This window comes from Hansschlegelia sp. (genome assembly GCF_035538955.1).
In the GTDB taxonomy this organism is placed as follows: domain Bacteria; phylum Pseudomonadota; class Alphaproteobacteria; order Rhizobiales; family Methylopilaceae; genus Methylopila.
In genome coordinates this window covers 14,639-32,072 of record NZ_DATLJK010000003.1, presented here as the reverse complement: position 1 = coordinate 32,072, position 17,434 = coordinate 14,639, and the positions used below count along the sequence as shown (strand labels likewise).

The 17,434-nt window shown below is 69.6% G+C and carries 14 protein-coding genes; 10 read left to right on the top strand and 4 right to left on the bottom strand.

The window, feature by feature from the left end; all coding sequences use genetic code 11:
* The first annotated feature begins 3 nt into the window (after positions 1-3).
* From VM780_RS01070 to acs, 3 genes are all read left to right on the top strand, one after another.
* Entirely contained in the window at positions 4-429 is a 426-nt protein-coding gene (locus VM780_RS01070; protein ID WP_325444224.1) for an EVE domain-containing protein, read from the top strand.
* A complete protein-coding gene (locus tag VM780_RS01065; RefSeq protein ID WP_325444222.1) occupies positions 384-1,091 on the top strand; it encodes a methyltransferase in 708 nt (235 codons plus the stop codon). Before VM780_RS01070 ends, VM780_RS01065 begins: the two co-directional genes overlap by 46 nt.
* 119 nt (positions 1,092-1,210) lie before the next feature.
* Positions 1,211-3,166 carry an acetate--CoA ligase gene (acs, locus tag VM780_RS01060; protein WP_325444220.1) on the top strand — a complete coding sequence of 652 codons (1,956 nt, stop codon included), beginning with the start codon at positions 1,211-1,213 and terminating at the stop codon, positions 3,164-3,166.
* 51 nt (positions 3,167-3,217) lie between these two features.
* Here acs and VM780_RS01055 read toward each other — a convergent pair whose 3' ends face one another.
* Positions 3,218-3,727 carry a thermonuclease family protein gene (locus tag VM780_RS01055; protein WP_325444217.1) on the bottom strand — a complete coding sequence of 170 codons (510 nt, stop codon included), beginning with the start codon at positions 3,725-3,727 and terminating at the stop codon, positions 3,218-3,220.
* A 186-nt stretch (positions 3,728-3,913) separates the two neighbouring features.
* Between VM780_RS01055 and VM780_RS01050 the strand changes: the two genes are divergently transcribed.
* Positions 3,914-4,432 carry a L,D-transpeptidase gene (locus tag VM780_RS01050; RefSeq protein ID WP_325444215.1) on the top strand — a complete coding sequence of 173 codons (519 nt, stop codon included), beginning with the start codon at positions 3,914-3,916 and terminating at the stop codon, positions 4,430-4,432.
* A gap of 2 nt (positions 4,433-4,434) precedes the next feature.
* On the opposite strand, the gene VM780_RS01045 is transcribed toward VM780_RS01050, so the two are convergent.
* Entirely contained in the window at positions 4,435-5,070 is a 636-nt protein-coding gene (locus VM780_RS01045) for an extensin family protein (protein WP_325444213.1), read from the bottom strand.
* A 76-nt stretch (positions 5,071-5,146) separates the two neighbouring features.
* Positions 5,147-5,338: a DUF1674 domain-containing protein gene (locus VM780_RS01040; RefSeq protein ID WP_325444211.1), complete on the bottom strand. Its 192-nt coding sequence runs from the start codon at positions 5,336-5,338 to the stop codon at positions 5,147-5,149.
* 117 nt (positions 5,339-5,455) lie between these two features.
* On the opposite strand from VM780_RS01040, the gene htpX reads away from it, so the two are divergent.
* The 6 genes from htpX to VM780_RS01010 all read left to right on the top strand — a co-directional run bounded on the left by htpX (position 5,456) and on the right by VM780_RS01010 (position 12,578).
* Positions 5,456-6,391: a zinc metalloprotease HtpX gene (gene htpX, locus VM780_RS01035; protein WP_325444209.1), complete on the top strand. Its 936-nt coding sequence runs from the start codon at positions 5,456-5,458 to the stop codon at positions 6,389-6,391.
* Between the two features lie 71 nt (positions 6,392-6,462).
* Positions 6,463-7,758, top strand: coding sequence for an RsmB/NOP family class I SAM-dependent RNA methyltransferase (locus VM780_RS01030; RefSeq protein ID WP_325444355.1), 1,296 nt, complete (start codon positions 6,463-6,465; stop codon positions 7,756-7,758).
* A gap of 85 nt (positions 7,759-7,843) precedes the next feature.
* The gene (locus tag VM780_RS01025) at positions 7,844-9,607 is read left to right on the top strand and encodes a heparinase II/III family protein (protein ID WP_325444207.1); all 1,764 of its coding nucleotides are present in this window, start codon (positions 7,844-7,846) and stop codon (positions 9,605-9,607) included.
* An 83-nt stretch (positions 9,608-9,690) separates the two neighbouring features.
* Positions 9,691-11,277 (top strand): bifunctional phosphoribosylaminoimidazolecarboxamide formyltransferase/IMP cyclohydrolase, encoded by a 1,587-nt coding sequence (purH, locus tag VM780_RS01020; RefSeq protein ID WP_325444205.1) that lies wholly within the window; start codon positions 9,691-9,693, stop codon positions 11,275-11,277.
* Between the two features lie 140 nt (positions 11,278-11,417).
* Entirely contained in the window at positions 11,418-12,194 is a 777-nt protein-coding gene (locus tag VM780_RS01015; protein ID WP_325444203.1) for an SGNH/GDSL hydrolase family protein, read from the top strand.
* A 63-nt stretch (positions 12,195-12,257) separates the two neighbouring features.
* A complete protein-coding gene (locus VM780_RS01010; protein ID WP_325444201.1) occupies positions 12,258-12,578 on the top strand; it encodes a heavy metal-binding domain-containing protein in 321 nt (106 codons plus the stop codon).
* Positions 12,579-12,588: 10 nt separating this feature from the next.
* Here VM780_RS01010 and VM780_RS01005 read toward each other — a convergent pair whose 3' ends face one another.
* Positions 12,589-17,403: an NAD-glutamate dehydrogenase gene (locus VM780_RS01005; protein WP_325444199.1), complete on the bottom strand. Its 4,815-nt coding sequence runs from the start codon at positions 17,401-17,403 to the stop codon at positions 12,589-12,591.
* Positions 17,404-17,434: the final 31 nt, after the last annotated feature.

Here is a 17,434-nt window from a genome sequence, read left to right as displayed (position 1 = left end):
TCCGTGGCCTACTGGCTGTTCAAATCCGAGCCCGCCGCATGGTCGTGGGACCAGCAGAAGGCCGCAGGCGTCGCCGGAACCGAGTGGACCGGCGTGCGCAACTACCTCGCGCGCAACAACATGCGGGCGATGAAGATCGGCGACCGCGGGTTTTTCTATCACTCCAATGACGGCAAGGAGATCGTCGGCATCGTCGAGGTCGCGCGGCTCGCGCATGCCGATTCCACGGCGGACAATCCCACCTGGGAATGCGTCGACATCCGCGCCGTGAGGGACATGCCGACGCCGGTGACGCTGGCCGCCGTCAAGGCCAATCCCAAGCTTGCCGGAATGGCGCTCGTCACCTCCATGCGGCTTTCGGTCCAGCCGGTGACCGAGGCCGAATGGGCCGAGATCTGCCGGATGGGCGGACTGGCCGAGACTGCGTGACCGATCACGCCGACAGGCTCGCCTTCATTCGCGCGAACACCACGCTGCGGCCGGTCCCCCACGCGCCCGAGATTGCGCTCCACGTCGCCGACGAAGCCGTGCCGCTGTGGTCGAAGACCGAGGAGGAACTCGCCCAGGCAGGGCTTCCTCCGCCGTTCTGGGCGTTCGCCTGGGCAGGCGGACAGGCGCTCGCCCGCTATGTGCTCGATCATCCGCAGAGCGTCGCGGGACGCGCCGCGCTGGACGTCGGCTCAGGCTCAGGACTGGTCGCGATCGCCGCCATGAAGGCCGGCGCGGCTTCGGTGACGGCGGCCGACCCGGATCCGTTCGCCCGCGCCGCAATGATGCTGAACGCGCAGGCCAATGGCGTCGCCGTGACGCCAGAGGCGGAGGACCCCATCGGCGCGGCGCCGCGGGGCTTCAAGGTCGTGCTGGTCGGCGACCTGTTCTACGAGCGCGACCTCGCCGCGCGGCTGATCGACTGGCTGGAGCGTTGCGCGGCGAGCGGCGCCGAAATCCTCGTGGGCGATCCCGGCCGAAGCTATTTGCCGCGAGAACGGTTGCAGGCGGTAGCCGAATACGCGGTGCCGGTCACCCGGGAACTCGAGGATTCCGAGATCAAGCGGACGACGGTGTGGCGGCTCGCGCGCTCCGGCGGCTGACCGCTATTTTCTCCGCCAAACTGCCGAGAGCGGCCGCTTGTGGGCGCTTGCGGGCGCGGCCTAGACTGCGCGTAGCCGCCTGAAGAGCTGGCGAATGACGACGCTTGGGAGCGAGCGCAATGTCCGACAAAGTCCATCCTGTGCCGGAAGGCTGGGCGAAGCGCGCCTACATCGACAAGGCGCGATACGAGGCGGATTACCGTCGCTCTGTCGAAGATCCCGATGGGTACTGGGGCGAAGTCGGCAAGCGCGTCGACTGGATCAAGCCGTTCACCAAGGTGAAGAACGTTTCGTTCGCGCCGGGGAACGTCTCGATCAAATGGTATGAGGACGGCGTCCTCAACGTCTCCGCCAACTGCATCGATCGGCATCTCGCGAGCCGGGGCGACCAGACTGCGATCCTCTGGGAAGGCGACGACCCGAAGGATTCGCGGGCGATCACCTATCGTGAGCTGCACGAGCAGGTCTGCCGGCTCGCGAACGCGCTCAAGGCGCGCGGCGTCAAGAAGGGCGACCGGGTCACGATCTACCTGCCGATGATCCCCGAAGCCGCCTATGCGATGCTCGCCTGCGCCCGCATCGGCGCGGTGCACTCCATCGTGTTCGGCGGGTTCTCGCCAGACAGCCTGGCCGGCCGGATCGAGGGCTGTGAGTCGCGCTGCGTGATCACCGCGGACGAGGGCCTGCGCGGCGGACGCAAGGTCCCGCTCAAGGCCAATACCGACGCCGCGATCGAGAAGGTCGGGGGCGTCGACACCGTGTTCGTCGTCTCACGCACCGGCGGGAACGTCCCCATGATCGAGGGTCGCGACCTCCGCTACGAAGACGCCGTCGCGGCGGCCTCGCCCGATTGCCCGCCGGAAGAGATGAACGCCGAGGATCCGCTGTTCATCCTCTACACGTCCGGCTCCACCGGCAAGCCGAAGGGCGTGCTGCACACGACCGGCGGCTATCTGGTCTTCGCGTCCTTCACGCATCAACTGATCTTCGACTACCATCCGGGCGACGTGTACTGGTGCACCGCGGACGTGGGGTGGGTGACCGGGCACTCCTACATCGTCTATGGGCCGCTTGCGAACGGTGCGATCACGCTGATGTTCGAGGGGGTCCCGAACTATCCGTCGACCTCGCGCTTCTGGGAGGTGGTCGACAAGCACAAGGTCAACATCTTCTACACCGCGCCGACTGCGATCCGGGCGCTGATGGGCGGCGGCGAGGAGGCGGTGAAGAAGACCTCGCGCGCCAGCCTTCGCCTGCTCGGCTCAGTCGGCGAGCCGATCAATCCGGAAGCCTGGGAGTGGTATTATCGGGTTGTCGGCGAAGAGCGCTGCCCGATCGTCGACACCTGGTGGCAGACCGAGACCGGCGGGATCCTGATCACGCCCTTGCCCGGCGCGACCGACCTGAAGCCCGGCTCGGCGACCAAGCCGTTCTTCGGGGTGAGGCCGGAGCTCGTCGACGCCGAAGGCAATGTGCTGGAGGGCGCCGCGGAGGGCAATCTCGTGATCGCCGACAGCTGGCCGGGCCAGATGCGCACCGTCTATGGCGACCACAAGCGCTTCGAGGAGACCTACTTCTCGACCTACCCGAACAAGTATTTCACCGGCGACGGCTGCCGGCGCGACGCTGACGGCTACTACTGGATCACCGGTCGGGTGGACGATGTCATCAACGTCTCTGGCCACCGCATGGGCACCGCCGAGGTCGAGAGCTCGCTGGTGGCGCACGCGAAGGTGTCGGAGGCCGCCGTCGTGGGCTATCCGCACGATCTGAAGGGCCAGGGCATCTACGCCTATGTCACGCTGATGGCGGGCGTCGAAGGCACCGACGAGCTCAAGAAGGAGCTCGTCGCCTGGGTCCGCAAGGACATCGGCCCGATCGCTTCGCCGGACCTGATCCAGTTCGCGCCGGGCCTGCCCAAGACCCGCTCAGGCAAGATCATGCGCCGCATCCTGCGCAAGATCGCCGAGGACGAGTTCGGCGCGCTCGGCGACACCTCGACGCTTGCGGACCCGGGCGTCGTCGACGACCTGATCCAGCACCGCCAGAACCGGCGCAAGGGCGAGGCGGCCTGAGAGGCCCACCTCGCCCATCGGCCGTCGCCCTGTGAGCGGCGGCCCCGGGAGCTAGCACCACCCGGCGCGGCGGCCCCCGTCATAGGGGCGGCCGTTGCCGCCTGCGATCAGGGTCTCGGCGACGTCGCCGGCGCTACTGGCCACGCGGGCGATCACCCGCCCGAAGTACTTGTCTCCGCGCACCTCGGTCAGGGTGAGCCGGCGACCCTCCACCAGCGCTCTCAGGGCGCTGGTCGCTCGCTCGGCCGCGGCGGTCTCCGCCGCGCAGCGCCCCCGGCGCTCTGGCGCGTCGACTCCCGCAAGCCGAACCCGGGTGACGATCTCCTGCCCGGGAAAGACCACGACCCGGGCCTCGAACGTGTCGCCGTCCAGGACCGCGAGCGCCGTCGCCGGCATCCCTTGTGGCGCCGAGAGGGAGCCGTGGTCGAGGAACGGCCGCGTTTTCGGCGCTTCGCTGCTCATCCCAGTCGAGAGCGCGAGCGTCGCGCCGAGGCAGGCTCCTGCGCCCAGATCAGCGCAACGCCGCAGCGACCAGGGCTTGGAATTCGAAGGCGAGATCATGATCCTATCGAATGGCAAAGCGCGCCCTAAGTAAAGGATTATTTTCCGCTCTTTCCAAAGCTTTGCGGTTCGATGAACAAATTCCCGCGCCTGCTCAACCCGGTGTTCATCGGCGGCATGGTCTAAGCGCACGGCAGCGGGTATTCGGCCTGCATGGCTGCAGGCGGCGCAGTCGAGGCGTGAAGGATGGCGGCAATCGGATCGGTCGGGCGGAGCTTTGCGGCGGCGCTTGCTCTTTGGGGGTTTGGCGTCGGCCCTGCTCAGGCGCGCGAGGTCGTAAGGCTTGAAAACAACCAGTACCGCGCCGGCACGATCCTCATCCGCAACGCAGAGCGGAGGCTCTATTTCATCCTCAACGACGGCGCCGCCTATCGGTATCCGATTGCGGTCGGCAAGCGCGGCAAGCAGTGGCTCGGATCGGCCTATATCAAGGGCAAGTATGTCGCTCCGGCGTGGTCGCCGCCCGCAGACGTGAAGCGCGACAAGCCGTTCCTTCCCGACGTCATTCCCGGCGGCTCGCCAAGAAACCCGATGGGCCCGCGCGCCCTGGTGCTCGATCGCGACCAGTACGCGATCCACGGCACCAACCGACCGAGCTCGATCGGCACTTTCGCGTCCTATGGCTGCATCCGCATGCGCAACGCCGACATCATGGACCTCTATGAGCGCGTCAGCGTGGGCGACAAGGTCGTCGTCCTTCCCTGAGCTCAACGGCAGATGTCGACGGAGCCCATGTCGAGATGGAAATGATCGCTGTGCGCGGCGTTCCAGTCGGGCGAAAGCACGCCGGCCATAAGCCCGCAGGCGCCGGTCCGCGCCTCCCGCAGAAACGCCGCTTTCCCTCCGCCTCGGCTCCAGTCTGACGCAACCGAGACGACGCTTCCGTCCGACAGTTCGAAGGCCGAAACGTCGAGCGCGTTGCCGGTCGCGTGCTGCGACCGGCGGCCCGGCCGGCCCGCTATGTCGCGGCACGAATAGGCGCCGAGATGTCGGATCCCGACAATCTCGGCGTGAAGCCCACTTCGCGCCGCCGGCTGCAGCACGTGACGCTCCCAGGCGACGACGGCCGCCGCCAGCGGACATCTCATGACCGGCAGATCGGAAAGGGCGCCGCCCGAGAGCGTCACCCCGTCGGCATAGCCGCAGCTGTTGACCGATCGGCGTTCAGGAGCGCGGCGGACCGTCACCTGCGAGCGCCGCAGGACGCGCAGACAGCCCTCAGGGTCGGCCGACAGCGCGCGCAGCCGCCACTGCGTCAGAAAGCCCGGCGGCTCGCGCAGATCGAGCGGCGCGTAGCGATCGAGGTCCGACAGAACGATGCCGGCAACGGCCCCGGCGATCACCAGGACGCCGGCGAGGAGCCGCCCCAGCAGTCGACCGAGGATCGGCCGCCTCGGACGGCCTGCAGGCGCCTCCGGCTCAGAAATCGCTCGTCAGCCCCTTCCGCTCCCAATCGCCATAGCGGACGGGATCGGGGCCGTCGCGTCCGGCGATCTCGCGCTTGCGGGCGAGTTCCGCCTCCGCCTGCTCATATCGCGTCCGGCGCTCCGCGGCCTCGGCCAGCGCACGCGCCGCGGCCTCGCTGATCGGCTTCCTGCGCTCCTCGTCCATAGACGCCATTCCCAACGGGTAAGATGACCACGCCCAGCGGTAGCGAAGGACGCGTAGCGCTCACATATATGGCGCGTGCAGAATCCGCACGTCACGCTCTCAGGAGGCGAAGCTCACATGAACTACTTCCGCACGGCCATTCTGCTCGCAGGACTGACCGCGCTGTTCATGGGCGTCGGCTTCCTGATCGGCGGCAAGGGCGGCATGGTGCTGGCGCTCGGCGTCGCGGTCGCGATGAACGCATTCACCTACTGGAACGGCGACAAGCTCGTGCTCTCGATGCATGGCGCCCAGCAGGTCGACGAGCGCACCGCGCCGGAGTTCTATGCGCTGGTCCGGGAGCTCTCGCAGCGCGCGGGGCTGCCGATGCCGCGCGTCTATCTGATGCATGAGGACCAGCCGAACGCCTTCGCGACCGGCCGTAACCCCCAGAACGCCGCCGTGGCCGCGACGACCGGCTTGCTCAACACGCTGAGCCGCGAGGAGGTCGCGGGGGTGATGGCGCACGAGCTCGCACATGTGAAGAACCACGATACGCTGATCATGACGATCACGGCGACGATCGCCGGCGCCATCTCCATGCTGGCCAATTTCGGGTACTTCTTCTCCGGCAATCGCGATAACAACGCGCCCTTCGGGGTGTTCGGCACGATCGCGATGATGATCCTTGCGCCGATCGCCGCGATGGTGGTCCAGATGGCTATCAGCCGCTCGCGCGAATATGCGGCCGACCGCGGCGGCGCCGAGATCTGCGGCCGACCTGACTGGCTGGCTTCGGCGCTCGGCAAGATTGCGGGGAGCGCCGCCCGAATTCCGAACGCCGCGGCGGAACACAATCCCGCCACGGCGCATATGTTCATTATCAATCCCCTGTCAGGCGAGCGTATGGACAATCTGTTCTCCACCCACCCGGCGACCGAGAACCGCATCGCGGCGCTGCTTGAGCTCGCGCGCCGCACCGGCGCCGGCCAGCGGGGCTTTGCGGCCGCGCCGGCGGGTGGATCCTACGGTCCCTGGAGCTCGACGGGCACGCGCGGCGGCCCGTGGGGTTGAGCCGTCCGCCTCAAGGCAGGTCCTTCGGCGGCCGGCGCTTTCAGGGCGGTCCCGGTCGCCCGCAGCCTGAGATACCCGGCCTCGCGCCGCGGCGGGTCGCGGCGCGGCTCGTAGACGGCGTGCTGTCGCGGACCCGTTCGCTCGACGCTTCGCTCGAGATCGAGCACGACCCTTGCGATTTCCGGGCGCTGGACCCGCGCGATCGAGCGCTCGCCCGGGCCATCGCGGGCGTCACGCTGCGGCGGTTGGGAACGCTCCGGAGCCTGGTCGCGGGCAAGCTCGAAAAGGGCCTGCCCAAGAAGGCGGGGCTGCTGGAGGCGATCCTCGTAACCGGGGCGGCGCAGGCCCTCTACATGCAGGCGCCGGCCCACACAGCCGTCGATCTCGCCGTCGCGACCGCGCGGGCCGACCCTGACGCGCGCCATTTCGCAGGGCTCGCCAATGCGGTTCTGCGCGGCATCGTGGCCGATGGCCTGCCCGCGGAGAGGCCCGGCGCGGACGTGCCAGGCTGGCTCTATGCGCGCTGGTCGCGCAGCTATGGCGCGGACGTCGCGGCCCGGATCGCAGCGAGCGTCGGAGTCGAACCCGCGCTCGATCTCTCGGTGAAGGAGAACCCGGCGCAATGGGCCGAGCGGCTCGGCGGCGTCGCGCTGCCGACCGGCTCCGTCCGGCTCGTGGCGAGCGGTCTTGTTTCCGCGCTCGAGGGGTTCGCGGAAGGCGCCTGGTGGGTGCAGGACGCGGCCGCCGCGCTGCCGGCGCGCCTGTTCGGCGACCTCGACGGCCGCAGCGTCATCGATCTGTGCGCGGCGCCTGGCGGCAAGACCGCCCAGTTGGCCGCCGCGGGCGCGGAGGTCGTCGCCGTCGATAAATCGGCCGAACGCCTGATGCGGCTTTCACAAAACCTTTCGCGGCTCGGCCTCTCGGCTGCCACGCGGGTCGCGGACGCTGCCACCCTTTCGGCCGAGCCGGCCGACGCGGTGCTGCTCGACGCGCCATGCAGCGCGACGGGCACCACCCGGCGCCACCCTGACGTCGGCTGGCTGAAGCGTGAGAGCGACATCGCAGGCCTTGCGCGGGTCCAGGCGCAGTTGCTGGATTGCGCGGTCAAACTGGTGAAACCGGGCGGCCTGCTGGTTTATTGCGTCTGCTCGCTCGAGCCCGAGGAGGGAGAGCGCCAGATCGCCGCCCTTCTGGCGCGTAACCCGCGCGTTTCCGTGGAGCCGGCGCGCGCCGAGGAGCTCCCGGGAATCGAAGACGCGATCGACGCGACAGGCTGCGTGCGGACGCTGCCGTTCCACTTCCCGCATGAGGATCCCCGACTTGCGGGCTGCGACGGCTTCTTCATGGCGCGGCTGCGCGTCGGCTGACGCCCGCGAATCGCGACAGTGGCGGCTTCATGTGCGAGACTCGCGCGGGGTGGCGCTGAGGCGTCGAGATCGGGCGGGAGAAGGTATGGGCGTGGCGGCGCTCGGCGAAAAGGCGCGGCTCGCCGGCATCGTCTCGACCATCTGGGCGCGCGCCGTCTGGAGACGGCTGGCCGGGCTCGTGGCTCTGCCGCGCGAGGTCGCGCATCGCACGCCCGAAAAGCTGCTGATCGCGCCGCACGACCTCCGGACGACCGACCCCACGCGGGCCGCTGAGATCTACGCCGGGACGTTTTCGCTTGGCGGCCGGGTCCTGGAGACCCGCGGCGCCTCGCCCTTCCTGGCGGCGGCGCCGTCGGAGGAATGGGCCGACGCGCTGCACGGCTTCGCCTGGCTGCGTCACCTGCGGGCGGCCGACACGACCCTGGCGCGGGCCAATGGGCGCGCGCTCGTCAACGAGTGGATCGGCCTGCGGGGCGGCCTGGCTCCCAGCGCGCAGAGACCCGAGGTCGCCGCGCGCCGGCTGATCTCCTGGTTCTGCCACGCGCCGCTCATCCTGGACGGGGCGGATCGCGCTTTCTATCGGCGCTTCCTGAAAAGCGCGAGCCGCCAAACCCGCCGCCTGGACCGCATGTTCCACCAGACGCCGGACGGGCTGCCGCGGCTCACCGCCGCCGCGGCTTTGGCATATGCCGGCCTGTGCCTGTCCGGGGAGGCGCGCCTGCTGAAGGCCGCCTCGAAGCGGCTGTCGCAGGAGCTCGATCGGCAGATCCTCCCCGACGGCGGGCATGTGAGCCGCAATCCTGCCGCGCTCGTCGGCGCGCTGCTCGACCTGCTGCCGTTGCGGCAGGCTTTCACGGCGCGCAACGCGCAGCCGCCGCAGACGCTTCTCAGCGCGATCGACCGGATGATGCCGATGCTGCGCTTCTTCCGGCATGGCGACGGCGAATTCGCCCAGTTCAACGGCGCAGGCCCCACACCATTCGATCTGGTCGCCACGGCGCTCGCCTATGACGACGCGCGCGGCGCGCCGGTGGAGGATGCGCAGTACTCCGGCTACCAGCGGCTGGCGGCGGCTGGCGCTCTGGCGATCATGGACGCCGGCGCCCCGCCCCCGTTCGACGTGTCGCAGCAGGCGCATGCCGGCTGCCTGTCTTTCGAGTTTTCCTGGGATGAAGAGCGCATCATCGTGAACTGCGGCTCGCCCCGTTTCCAGGGCGGCGACTGGTTCGCGGCCGGACGCGCGACCGCAGCGCATTCCACGGCGACGGTGGGAGAAGTCTCGTCCTGCCGATTCACCTCCGCCGGGCTGCGCCGCGTCGCCGGCGCGCGGGTGCTGACCGGGCCGTCCGCAGTCGCGGCGCGGCGGGAGCGAAGCGACGCCGGCGTGCGGGTCGTGGCGAGCCATGACGGCTACGCGACGCGGTTCGGCGTGGTGCACGAGCGCTCGGTGCTGCTCTCCCATGACGGCCGCAGCCTGATCGGCGAGGATGTGTTTCGCCGCGTCGAGGGATCCCGCTCGGAGAGCGATCCATCAGTGGCGCTCCGCTTCCACCTCCACCCCCATGTTCGCGCGACGCTGCGGCAGGACGGCCTCGGCGCTCTGCTGGCGCTGCCGAGCGGCGCCGCCTGGATGTTTTCGACGCGCGACGCGGCGGTCTCCCTCGAGGAGAGCGTCTACCTCTCGGACCCGCGCGGGCCGCGGCGATCCGAGCAGCTCGTGATCCGCGCCAGCGTGCGAGGAGCTCCCAGCATCGCCTGGGCTCTCGAGGCCGCAGACGAGGAGTCCGGACGCGCGTCGCGGCTCCCCGCGGCTTCGACGCTGTTCGGCCCGCCGCCCCAGCCGACCTGACGCATCCGCGGGCGGGCGTTCGGCTCTTCAGCTCTGCGGCCCGAGATGCTACCGGCAGGGCCCCGCCGCCCGGAATCGAAGCCATGCCCGACCGTCCCATCGCCCGCGCGCTGCTCTCCGTCTCCGACAAGAGCGGGCTCGTCGCGTTCGCCACGGCGCTTCACGACCGTGGGGTCGCCCTCGTCTCGACGGGCGGAACCGCCAGGGCGCTGAGCGAGGCCGGTCTTCCGGTTCAGGACGTATCGGCGCTGACCGGCTTTCCGGAGATGATGGACGGGCGCGTCAAGACGCTGCATCCGAAGGTCCATGGCGGCCTTCTGGCGGTTCGGGACGACGCCGGCCACCAGCGCTCGATGCAGGAGCACGGCATCGCCGCCATCGATCTCCTCGTCGTCAATCTTTACCCGTTCGAGGCGACGCTGGCGCGCGCAGCGCCGTTCGACGAGATGATCGAGAACATCGACGTCGGCGGTCCGGCCATGATCCGCGGCGCCGCGAAGAACCACGCCGACGTCACCGTCGTGGTCGAGCCGTCAGATTATGACGAGGTGCTCGCCGCGATGTCCGCGAATGGCGGCGCCACGACGCCTGAGCTGCGCCGCCGGCTCGCCGCCAAGGCGTTCTCCCGCACGGCGGCCTATGACGCGGCGATCGGAACCTGGCTGTCCCGCGAAGTCGGCGATGAGACGCCCGCGTTCCGGGCCTTGGGCGGCGCGCTCGCGCAGACCCTGCGCTATGGCGAGAACCCGCACCAGAGCGCCGCCTTCTACCGTACGGCGGAGAGCCGGCCCGGCGTCGCGACCGCCGTACAGGTCCAGGGCAAGGAGCTGTCCTACAACAACATCAACGACACCGACGCCGCCTATGAGCTTGCCGGCGAGTTCGATCCGCAGAGGACGGCGGCCTGCGTCATCGTCAAGCACGCCAATCCGTGCGGCGCCGCCGAGGCCGCGAGCCTCGCCGAAGCCTATGAGCGGGCGCTCGCCTGCGACCCCGTCTCGGCTTTCGGGGGGATCGTCGCCTTCAACAGGCGGCTCGACGCCGCGGCCGCGAGAGAAGTCGTCAAGATCTTCACGGAGGTGATCGTCGCGCCCGACGCCGACGAGGAGGCCAAGGCCATCATCGCCGGCAAGAAGAACCTGCGGCTCCTGCTCGCCGGCGACCTCCCCGACCCGCGAGCGCCGGGCCTCGCCATCCGCACCGTCGCGGGCGGCTTCCTGGCCCAGACCCGCGATGCGGCCGTGGTCGACGACCTCGAGCTGAAGATCGTGACGAAGCGTGCGCCGACCGAGCAAGAGCTCGCGGATCTGCGCTTCGCCTTCCGGGTCGCGAAACACGTCAAGTCGAACGCGATCGTCTACGCGCGCAACGGCGCGACGGTCGGCGTCGGCGCCGGCCAGATGAGCCGCGTCGACAGCGCGCGCATCGCGGCCCACAAGGCGCGCGAGGCTGCGGAAGCCGCGGGCCTGCCGCGCCCCGGCACGGAGGGTTCGGTCGTCGCGTCGGACGCCTTCTTCCCGTTCGCCGACGGATTGGACGCGGCGATCGAGGCCGGCGCCACCGCGGTCATCCAGCCCGGCGGCTCCATGCGGGACGCGGAGGTGATCGCTCGCGCGGATGAAGCCGGCCTTGCGATGGCGTTCACCGGAGTGCGACACTTTCGCCACTGAGCAGCGCCGCCGCAGCGTCGTTCACGCCAAGTTCAACATACGGGTTCGCCCTGACCTGACTCGTCCCCCTTGCCCGTGTTATTCGGACCCTCGGGCTGGGGAGTACCTCCGCACCCTTTGCTTCACATCGGGGTCCGTGCATGGCGTCCGTTGTCTCGGTCCTTCGCGCCGGCGCGCTGCTGGGCTGCCTTGCTTTGTGCGCGCCTGGGGCGGTCGGCGAGCCGCTACGCGCGCCATGCCGGGTGGCGGACGAATATCTCGCCCTCAACGGCCGGCTCGATCGCGCGGCGTCCCATTTGAAGGACAGCGACGGCTTCAAGATCCTCGTGGTCGGCTCGTCGTCGACTGCAGGCGTCGGCGCCACCTCGCCGAACAACGCGTTTACGGCGCGCCTTCAACAGGAACTCGCACAGCGCCTCCCGGGCGTGAGCGTCACCGTGATGGCGCGCGGCGTCGGCGGCGAAACGGCCATCGGAGCCGAGGCCCGGCTGCACCGCGAGATCTCTTCGGCCAAACCCGATCTGGTGGTCTGGCAGATCGGCACCAATGACGCGGAGCGGGGGCTCGACCTCGCCACATTCCGCCGCGTCGCCGCGGACGGCCTCCGGGCGATCGCCGGAACCGGCGTCGACGTCGCCATGCTGGACCCGCAATTCGTGCCCCAGGACGAGGCGCTCTACGCTCCTTACGTCGACGCGATCGAATCCCTCGCGAAGGCGAGCGGCGTGCCGCTCGCGCGCCGCTATGCCGCCATGCGGGCGATCGCCAAGGCGGGCGGCGCCGCGATGATCTCGCGCGATCACCTGCACATGAACGACGTCGGCCATGCCTGCGTCGGCGCCTTCCTGGCGGAGGCGCTCGACCGCAAGCTGGCGCCGCCGCCGCCGGCTGTCGCCGAGGCCGGACGCCAGTCCTGACGGGACTTATTCGATACGACGAGCTAGCCTGCCGTGGCGCGGTTGCGCCGGAGGAGAGGTCTCATGCTCGTCACGACCACGCATTCGGTCGAAGGTCGCCGGATCCTCGAATATCAGGGCCTTGTCACCGGCGAAGCCATTCTGGGCGCCAACATTTTCCGGGATCTGTTCGCCGCCGTCCGCGATATCGTTGGCGGCCGCTCCGGCGCCTATGAGCGCGAGTTGAAGAGCGCGCGCGACATCGCGATCGACGAGATGGTCGCCGAGGCGCGCGCCCGGGGAGCAAACGCCGTCATCGGAGTCGATCTCGATTACGAGACGGTCGGACGTGAAAGCTCGATGCTGATGGTCACCGCCTCCGGTACGGCGGTGCTCCTCGACTGAAGCCCTCCGGTCAGCCGCCTTGATGGCCGAGATCGCGCATCAATCCCGCCGCGACCGACAACCTGGCCAGCGTCAGCCCCGACTCGGCGATCTCGATCACGGCCCGCCGGACCCGCGCGGCGTCCTCGGCTTGGCCGAGCCACGCCTCGACCGCCGCGCGTCCGTCCGCCTGCGGCGCGTCCGCCAGCGCCTTCATCGCCACGCCGCGCGCGGCGACCCCGATCTGGTCCAGCGCCTGGTCGATGGCGAGACGCTCGTAGTAATCGGCGGCGGTAATCGCCTGCGCGGCGCGCACCAGCCGCCCGATCTCGAACAGATCCGCCACCGCGAACAGCGCGGCGGCCGCGACATCGGTAGAGCGGCCGGCCCGCTCGGCGATCAGCACCGCATCCGTCGCGCCTTCGAGGGCGAGCAGCGCGGAGAACCGCTGCGCCAGCGGTTCTGGCAGTCCAGACCTGAGCAGTTCCTCGGCGCGGGCGGAGCGCCGCCCCGCCGCATCCGGGCTGAGCGCCTGGTCGAGACCCGCCGCGACTGCGTCGACCCCGCGCTGGAAGCGGCTGGCGAGCGCCTCAAGGTCGTTCTCCAGATCGACGTTCCGCAGGAACCAGACCATGCGATGAAGCAGAAGTTCCTGCAGGCGCGCATAGAGGCCCAGTTGCAGGTCGCCGCCGATCTTGGTGTCGAGCGCGTCGATCTGAGCGTGGACCTCCTCCATCCGGAAGGCCTCGCGGGCGACCGCAAAAGCCACGGCCGCACGGGCTGCGCTGGCGCCGGTCTGATCCGCGAGGCGAACCAGAATGGCCGGACCGCCCCTGTTCACCATGGCGTTGGCGACCGAGGTCGCGAGGATTTCACGCCTGAGCCGATGGCCGGCGATCTGATCCCGAAAACGCGCCCGCATGGGGGCCGGGAAGTAGCTGACGAGTTCGCGGGCGAAATAGGCGCCGTCGGGGACGTCGGAGGCCAGAATGTCGTCGTAGAGCGCGATCTTGGACCAGGCGAGCAGCACGGCCAGTTCAGGCCGCGTCAGCCCTTCGCCGGCGCGCGCGCGTTCAGCGAGGGCTGCGTCGTCGGGCAGATCCTCCACCGTGCGGTCGAGTAGACCCCGCGCCTCGAGGCTGCGCATCAGCCGCGCGTGGAACCCGGCCTCGGCGGCCGCCGAGCGCTGAGCGAGCGACAGCGCGAGGGTCTGGTCGTAATTGTTGCGCAGGACGAGCCGCGCGACCTCCTCGGTCATTTCGCCGAGCAGCCGGTTACGGTCCTCCAGACGGAGCGCGCCGTCCCGGACCGGCCCGGAGAGCGCGATCTTCAGGTTCACCTCCACGTCCGAGGTGTTCACGCCGGCGGAATTGTCGATCGCGTCCGTGTTCAGCCGCACGCCGCGCTGGGCGGCTTCGATCCGGCCGCGCTGCGTGACGCCGAGATTCGCGCCCTCGCCGATTACCTTGGCGCGAACATCCTGGGCGGTGACCCGGATGGCGTCGTTGCCGCGGTCGCCAACGGCCTCGTCGGTCTCGTCCGAGGCGCGCACATAGGCGCCCACGCCCCCGAACCAGAGCAGATCGGCGGGCGCCCGCAGGATGGCGCTCATCACCTCGCGCGGGGTCGCCGAGGCGCGTTCAAGGCCGAGCGCGGCCTGCGCCTCCGGCGACAGCCGGATCGACTTCAGCGCGCGCGAGAACACTCCGCCGCCGCGGGAGATCTTCTGCGGATCATAATCCGCCCAGCTTGAGCGTGGCAGGGCGAACAGCCGCCGGCGCTCCTCCAGCGAGATCGCCGGATCAGGGCTCGGGTCGATGAAGATGTCGCGATGGTCGAAAGCGGCGATCAGCTTGATCGCCGGCGACAGCAGCATGCCGTTGCCAAACACGTCGCCGGACATGTCGCCGACGCCGACCACCGTGAACGGCGTGGTCTGGATGTCGACGTCCATTTCGCGGAAATGCCGCTTCACCGCCTCCCAGGCCCCGCGGGCAGTGATGCCCATGCGCTTGTGGTCGTATCCGGCCGAGCCGCCGGAGGCGAAGGCGTCGCGCAGCCAATAGCCGCGCTGCTCCGCGATCTCATTCGCCGTGTCGGAAAAGGCGGCGGTGCCCTTGTCGGCCGCGACCACCAGATAGGGGTCGTCGCCGTCATGGCGGACCATCTTCGGCGGCGGGGCCGCGCGCCCCTCGCGCAAATCATCGGTGACGTCGAGCAAGGCGTGGACGAACAGCCGGTAGGCCTCCGTGCCTTCGGCGAGCCACGCCTCGCGGGGACCCGCGGGAAGGCGCTTCGGCACGAAGCCGCCCTTCGCCCCGACGGGCACGATCACCGCGTTCTTCACCTGCTGGGCCTTCACGAGGCCGAGGATTTCGGTCCGGAAATCCTGCGGCCGGTCCGACCAGCGCAGACCGCCGCGCGCGACCTTGCCGAAGCGCAGATGAACGCCCTCCACGCGCGGCGAGTAGACCCAGATCTCATAAAGCGGGCGCGGCGCCGGCAGATCCTCGATCTTGCCGCTCTCGAACTTGAACGCCAGCGTCTCCTTCGGCGCGCCGTCGCTGTCGGTCTGGTAGAAGTTCGTCCGAACCATCGCTCGAACGAGATTGAGGAATCGGCGGAGAATGCTGTCTTCGTCGAGACTGTCGACGCCTTCGAGGGCGGTTTCGATCTCCCCCGCAAGCGCCGCCTCCCTGTCCTCGCCGTTCGAGCCCGCGCCGGGATCAAAGCGCGCTTCAAAGAGCGCGACGATCCTTGCGGCGATCGCCGCGTGCTTCACCAGGGTGCGCCCCATATAGTCCTGGTCGTAAGGCGCGCGGGCTTGCCGGAGATAGCGCGACAGAGCCCGCAGCAGGGACACCTCGCGCCATCCGAGCGAGCCCTCGAGCGCGAGGGCTGCGTAACCATCGCTTTCCGCGTCGCCACGCAGCGCGGCGATCAGCAGCGCCTCCAGTTTCGCGTCGAGTTCGGGCGTGAGATCGACAGCGCCGCCGCCCGCGCGCTCCAGCGTCATATCGTGCAGCCAGACGCGGGCGCCTCCCGCGGGCGCGATCTCGAAGGTGCGCTCCTCGATGACCCGGAATCCCATGTCCTCGAGCATCGGGACGCGCTGCGACAGCGGAACCGGACGCCCGCGCGAAAAGACCTTCAGATTCAGCCGCGTCTCCGGCTCGTCGCCGCGGGCGTAGAAATCGACAGCGAAGAACCGGGTCTCGTCGAGCCGTTCGATCTGGTCGACGTCCGTCACGGCCTCGGACGGGGCCACGCGCGACTCGTAGGCAGGTCCAAAAGCCCGGCCATAGCGCTGCGCCAAGGCGCGCGCGACCGGGCCCGGCCGCGCGGCCGCCAGAGCCAGCCGGAGCCCGTCGCCCCATGTCCGGACAATCGCGCCGAGCTCCGCGTCGAGCGCAGCGGGATCGACCGGGTCCGGGGCGCGATCGAGCCCGATGATGAAGTGAACGCGCGCGAGCGGACCTTCGGGAAAGCTCGGATTATACGCCGAGACCCGGCCGCCGAGACGCTGGGCGAGATGCGCGCCCAGCCTCGCACGGACCTCGGAGTCGTAGCGCTCCCGCGGCACGTAAACGAGCGCCGAGACGAACCGCCCGAAGCGGTCCGGCCGCAGCAGCGCCTTCACGCGCGGCCGTCCGTAGAGCGCGAGGATCTCCATCGCCGCCGCGAACAGCGTTTCGGGGCCTGCCTGAAACAGCTCTTCGCGCGGATAGGTCTCGAGCAGGTCCGCGAGCCCCTTGCCCGAATGGCTCTCCGGATCGAAGCCGGCGCGGCGTATCACCTCCGCGATCTTGCGCCGGATCAGCGGCGTCTCCCGCGCCGGCCGCATGAAGGCCGAGCCGGTGAACAGACCGACGATGCGCAGTTCTCCCGAGAGACGGCCATCCTCGCCGAAGCGCTTGACCCCGACATAGTCCATGTAGAGCCGTCGGAAGACGCGCGACTTCACGCTCGCCTTTGTGACGATCAGAGGCTTGGGCTCATGGAGAAACGCCCGGATCTCCGGCGTCATCACGACGAGCTCGCCGCGCCGTTTGAGCACGCGCACTTGCGGGTCCCGCAGCAAGCCGAGGCCGGTCTCGGCGACCGGCTCCAGGTTCTCCTCCTCCCCGGCTCCGGCGAGCGCGTATTCCCGCACGCCAAGGAAGACGAAATCCTCCTCGGCCAGCCATTCGAGAAACTGCACGGCCTCCGCGATCTCGTCGGCTGGCAGCGGCGGCGGCGCCTCGCGGAACGCCGCGATCGCCGAACGGATCGCAGCGAGCATGGGCTTATGGTCCGCCGTCGCGCTGCGGACCTCGCCAAGAACGCCTGCGAGCGCTTCCACGAGCGCCTGGCGGTCCTCCGCGTCGTCGATGCGGTCGAGGTGAAGGTGGATCAGGCTTTCGCGCGGCGCGTTCTCGAAATCCGCGCGATCGGCGTCTCCGCCGAAGCCGGAGAGCGTCCCGTCGGGCGCGCGTGTGACGGCGAGGATCGGATGGACGACGAAGCGAACCTGAAGGCGCCGCTCCGCGAGCTCGGCGAGCACGCTGTCGAGCAAGAAGGGCATGTCGTCATTGGCGATCTCCAGCACGGTGATTTCACCGAGCCCGGGAAGGTCGTGGTCGCTCAGCCGGATGTCGGCCGTTCCGGGCGATCTGCGGCCAAGATGGCCCCACGCCGCGCGGGCGAGGCTGGCGAGCGCCTCGGGGCTGAAAGGCGCGAGATCCTCAGGTGAAGCGTGGCCGAACACCGCCTCGACGAAGCCCGACGGGGGCGCGGCCGGCGCCTCTCCGAGCTGGCGGCCGGCCTCGATCAAGAGCGAGGCTCGCTCGGCGTCGGGCTGATCCATCGCTTCCTCCCTCGCCGCGATGTGCGGCCCG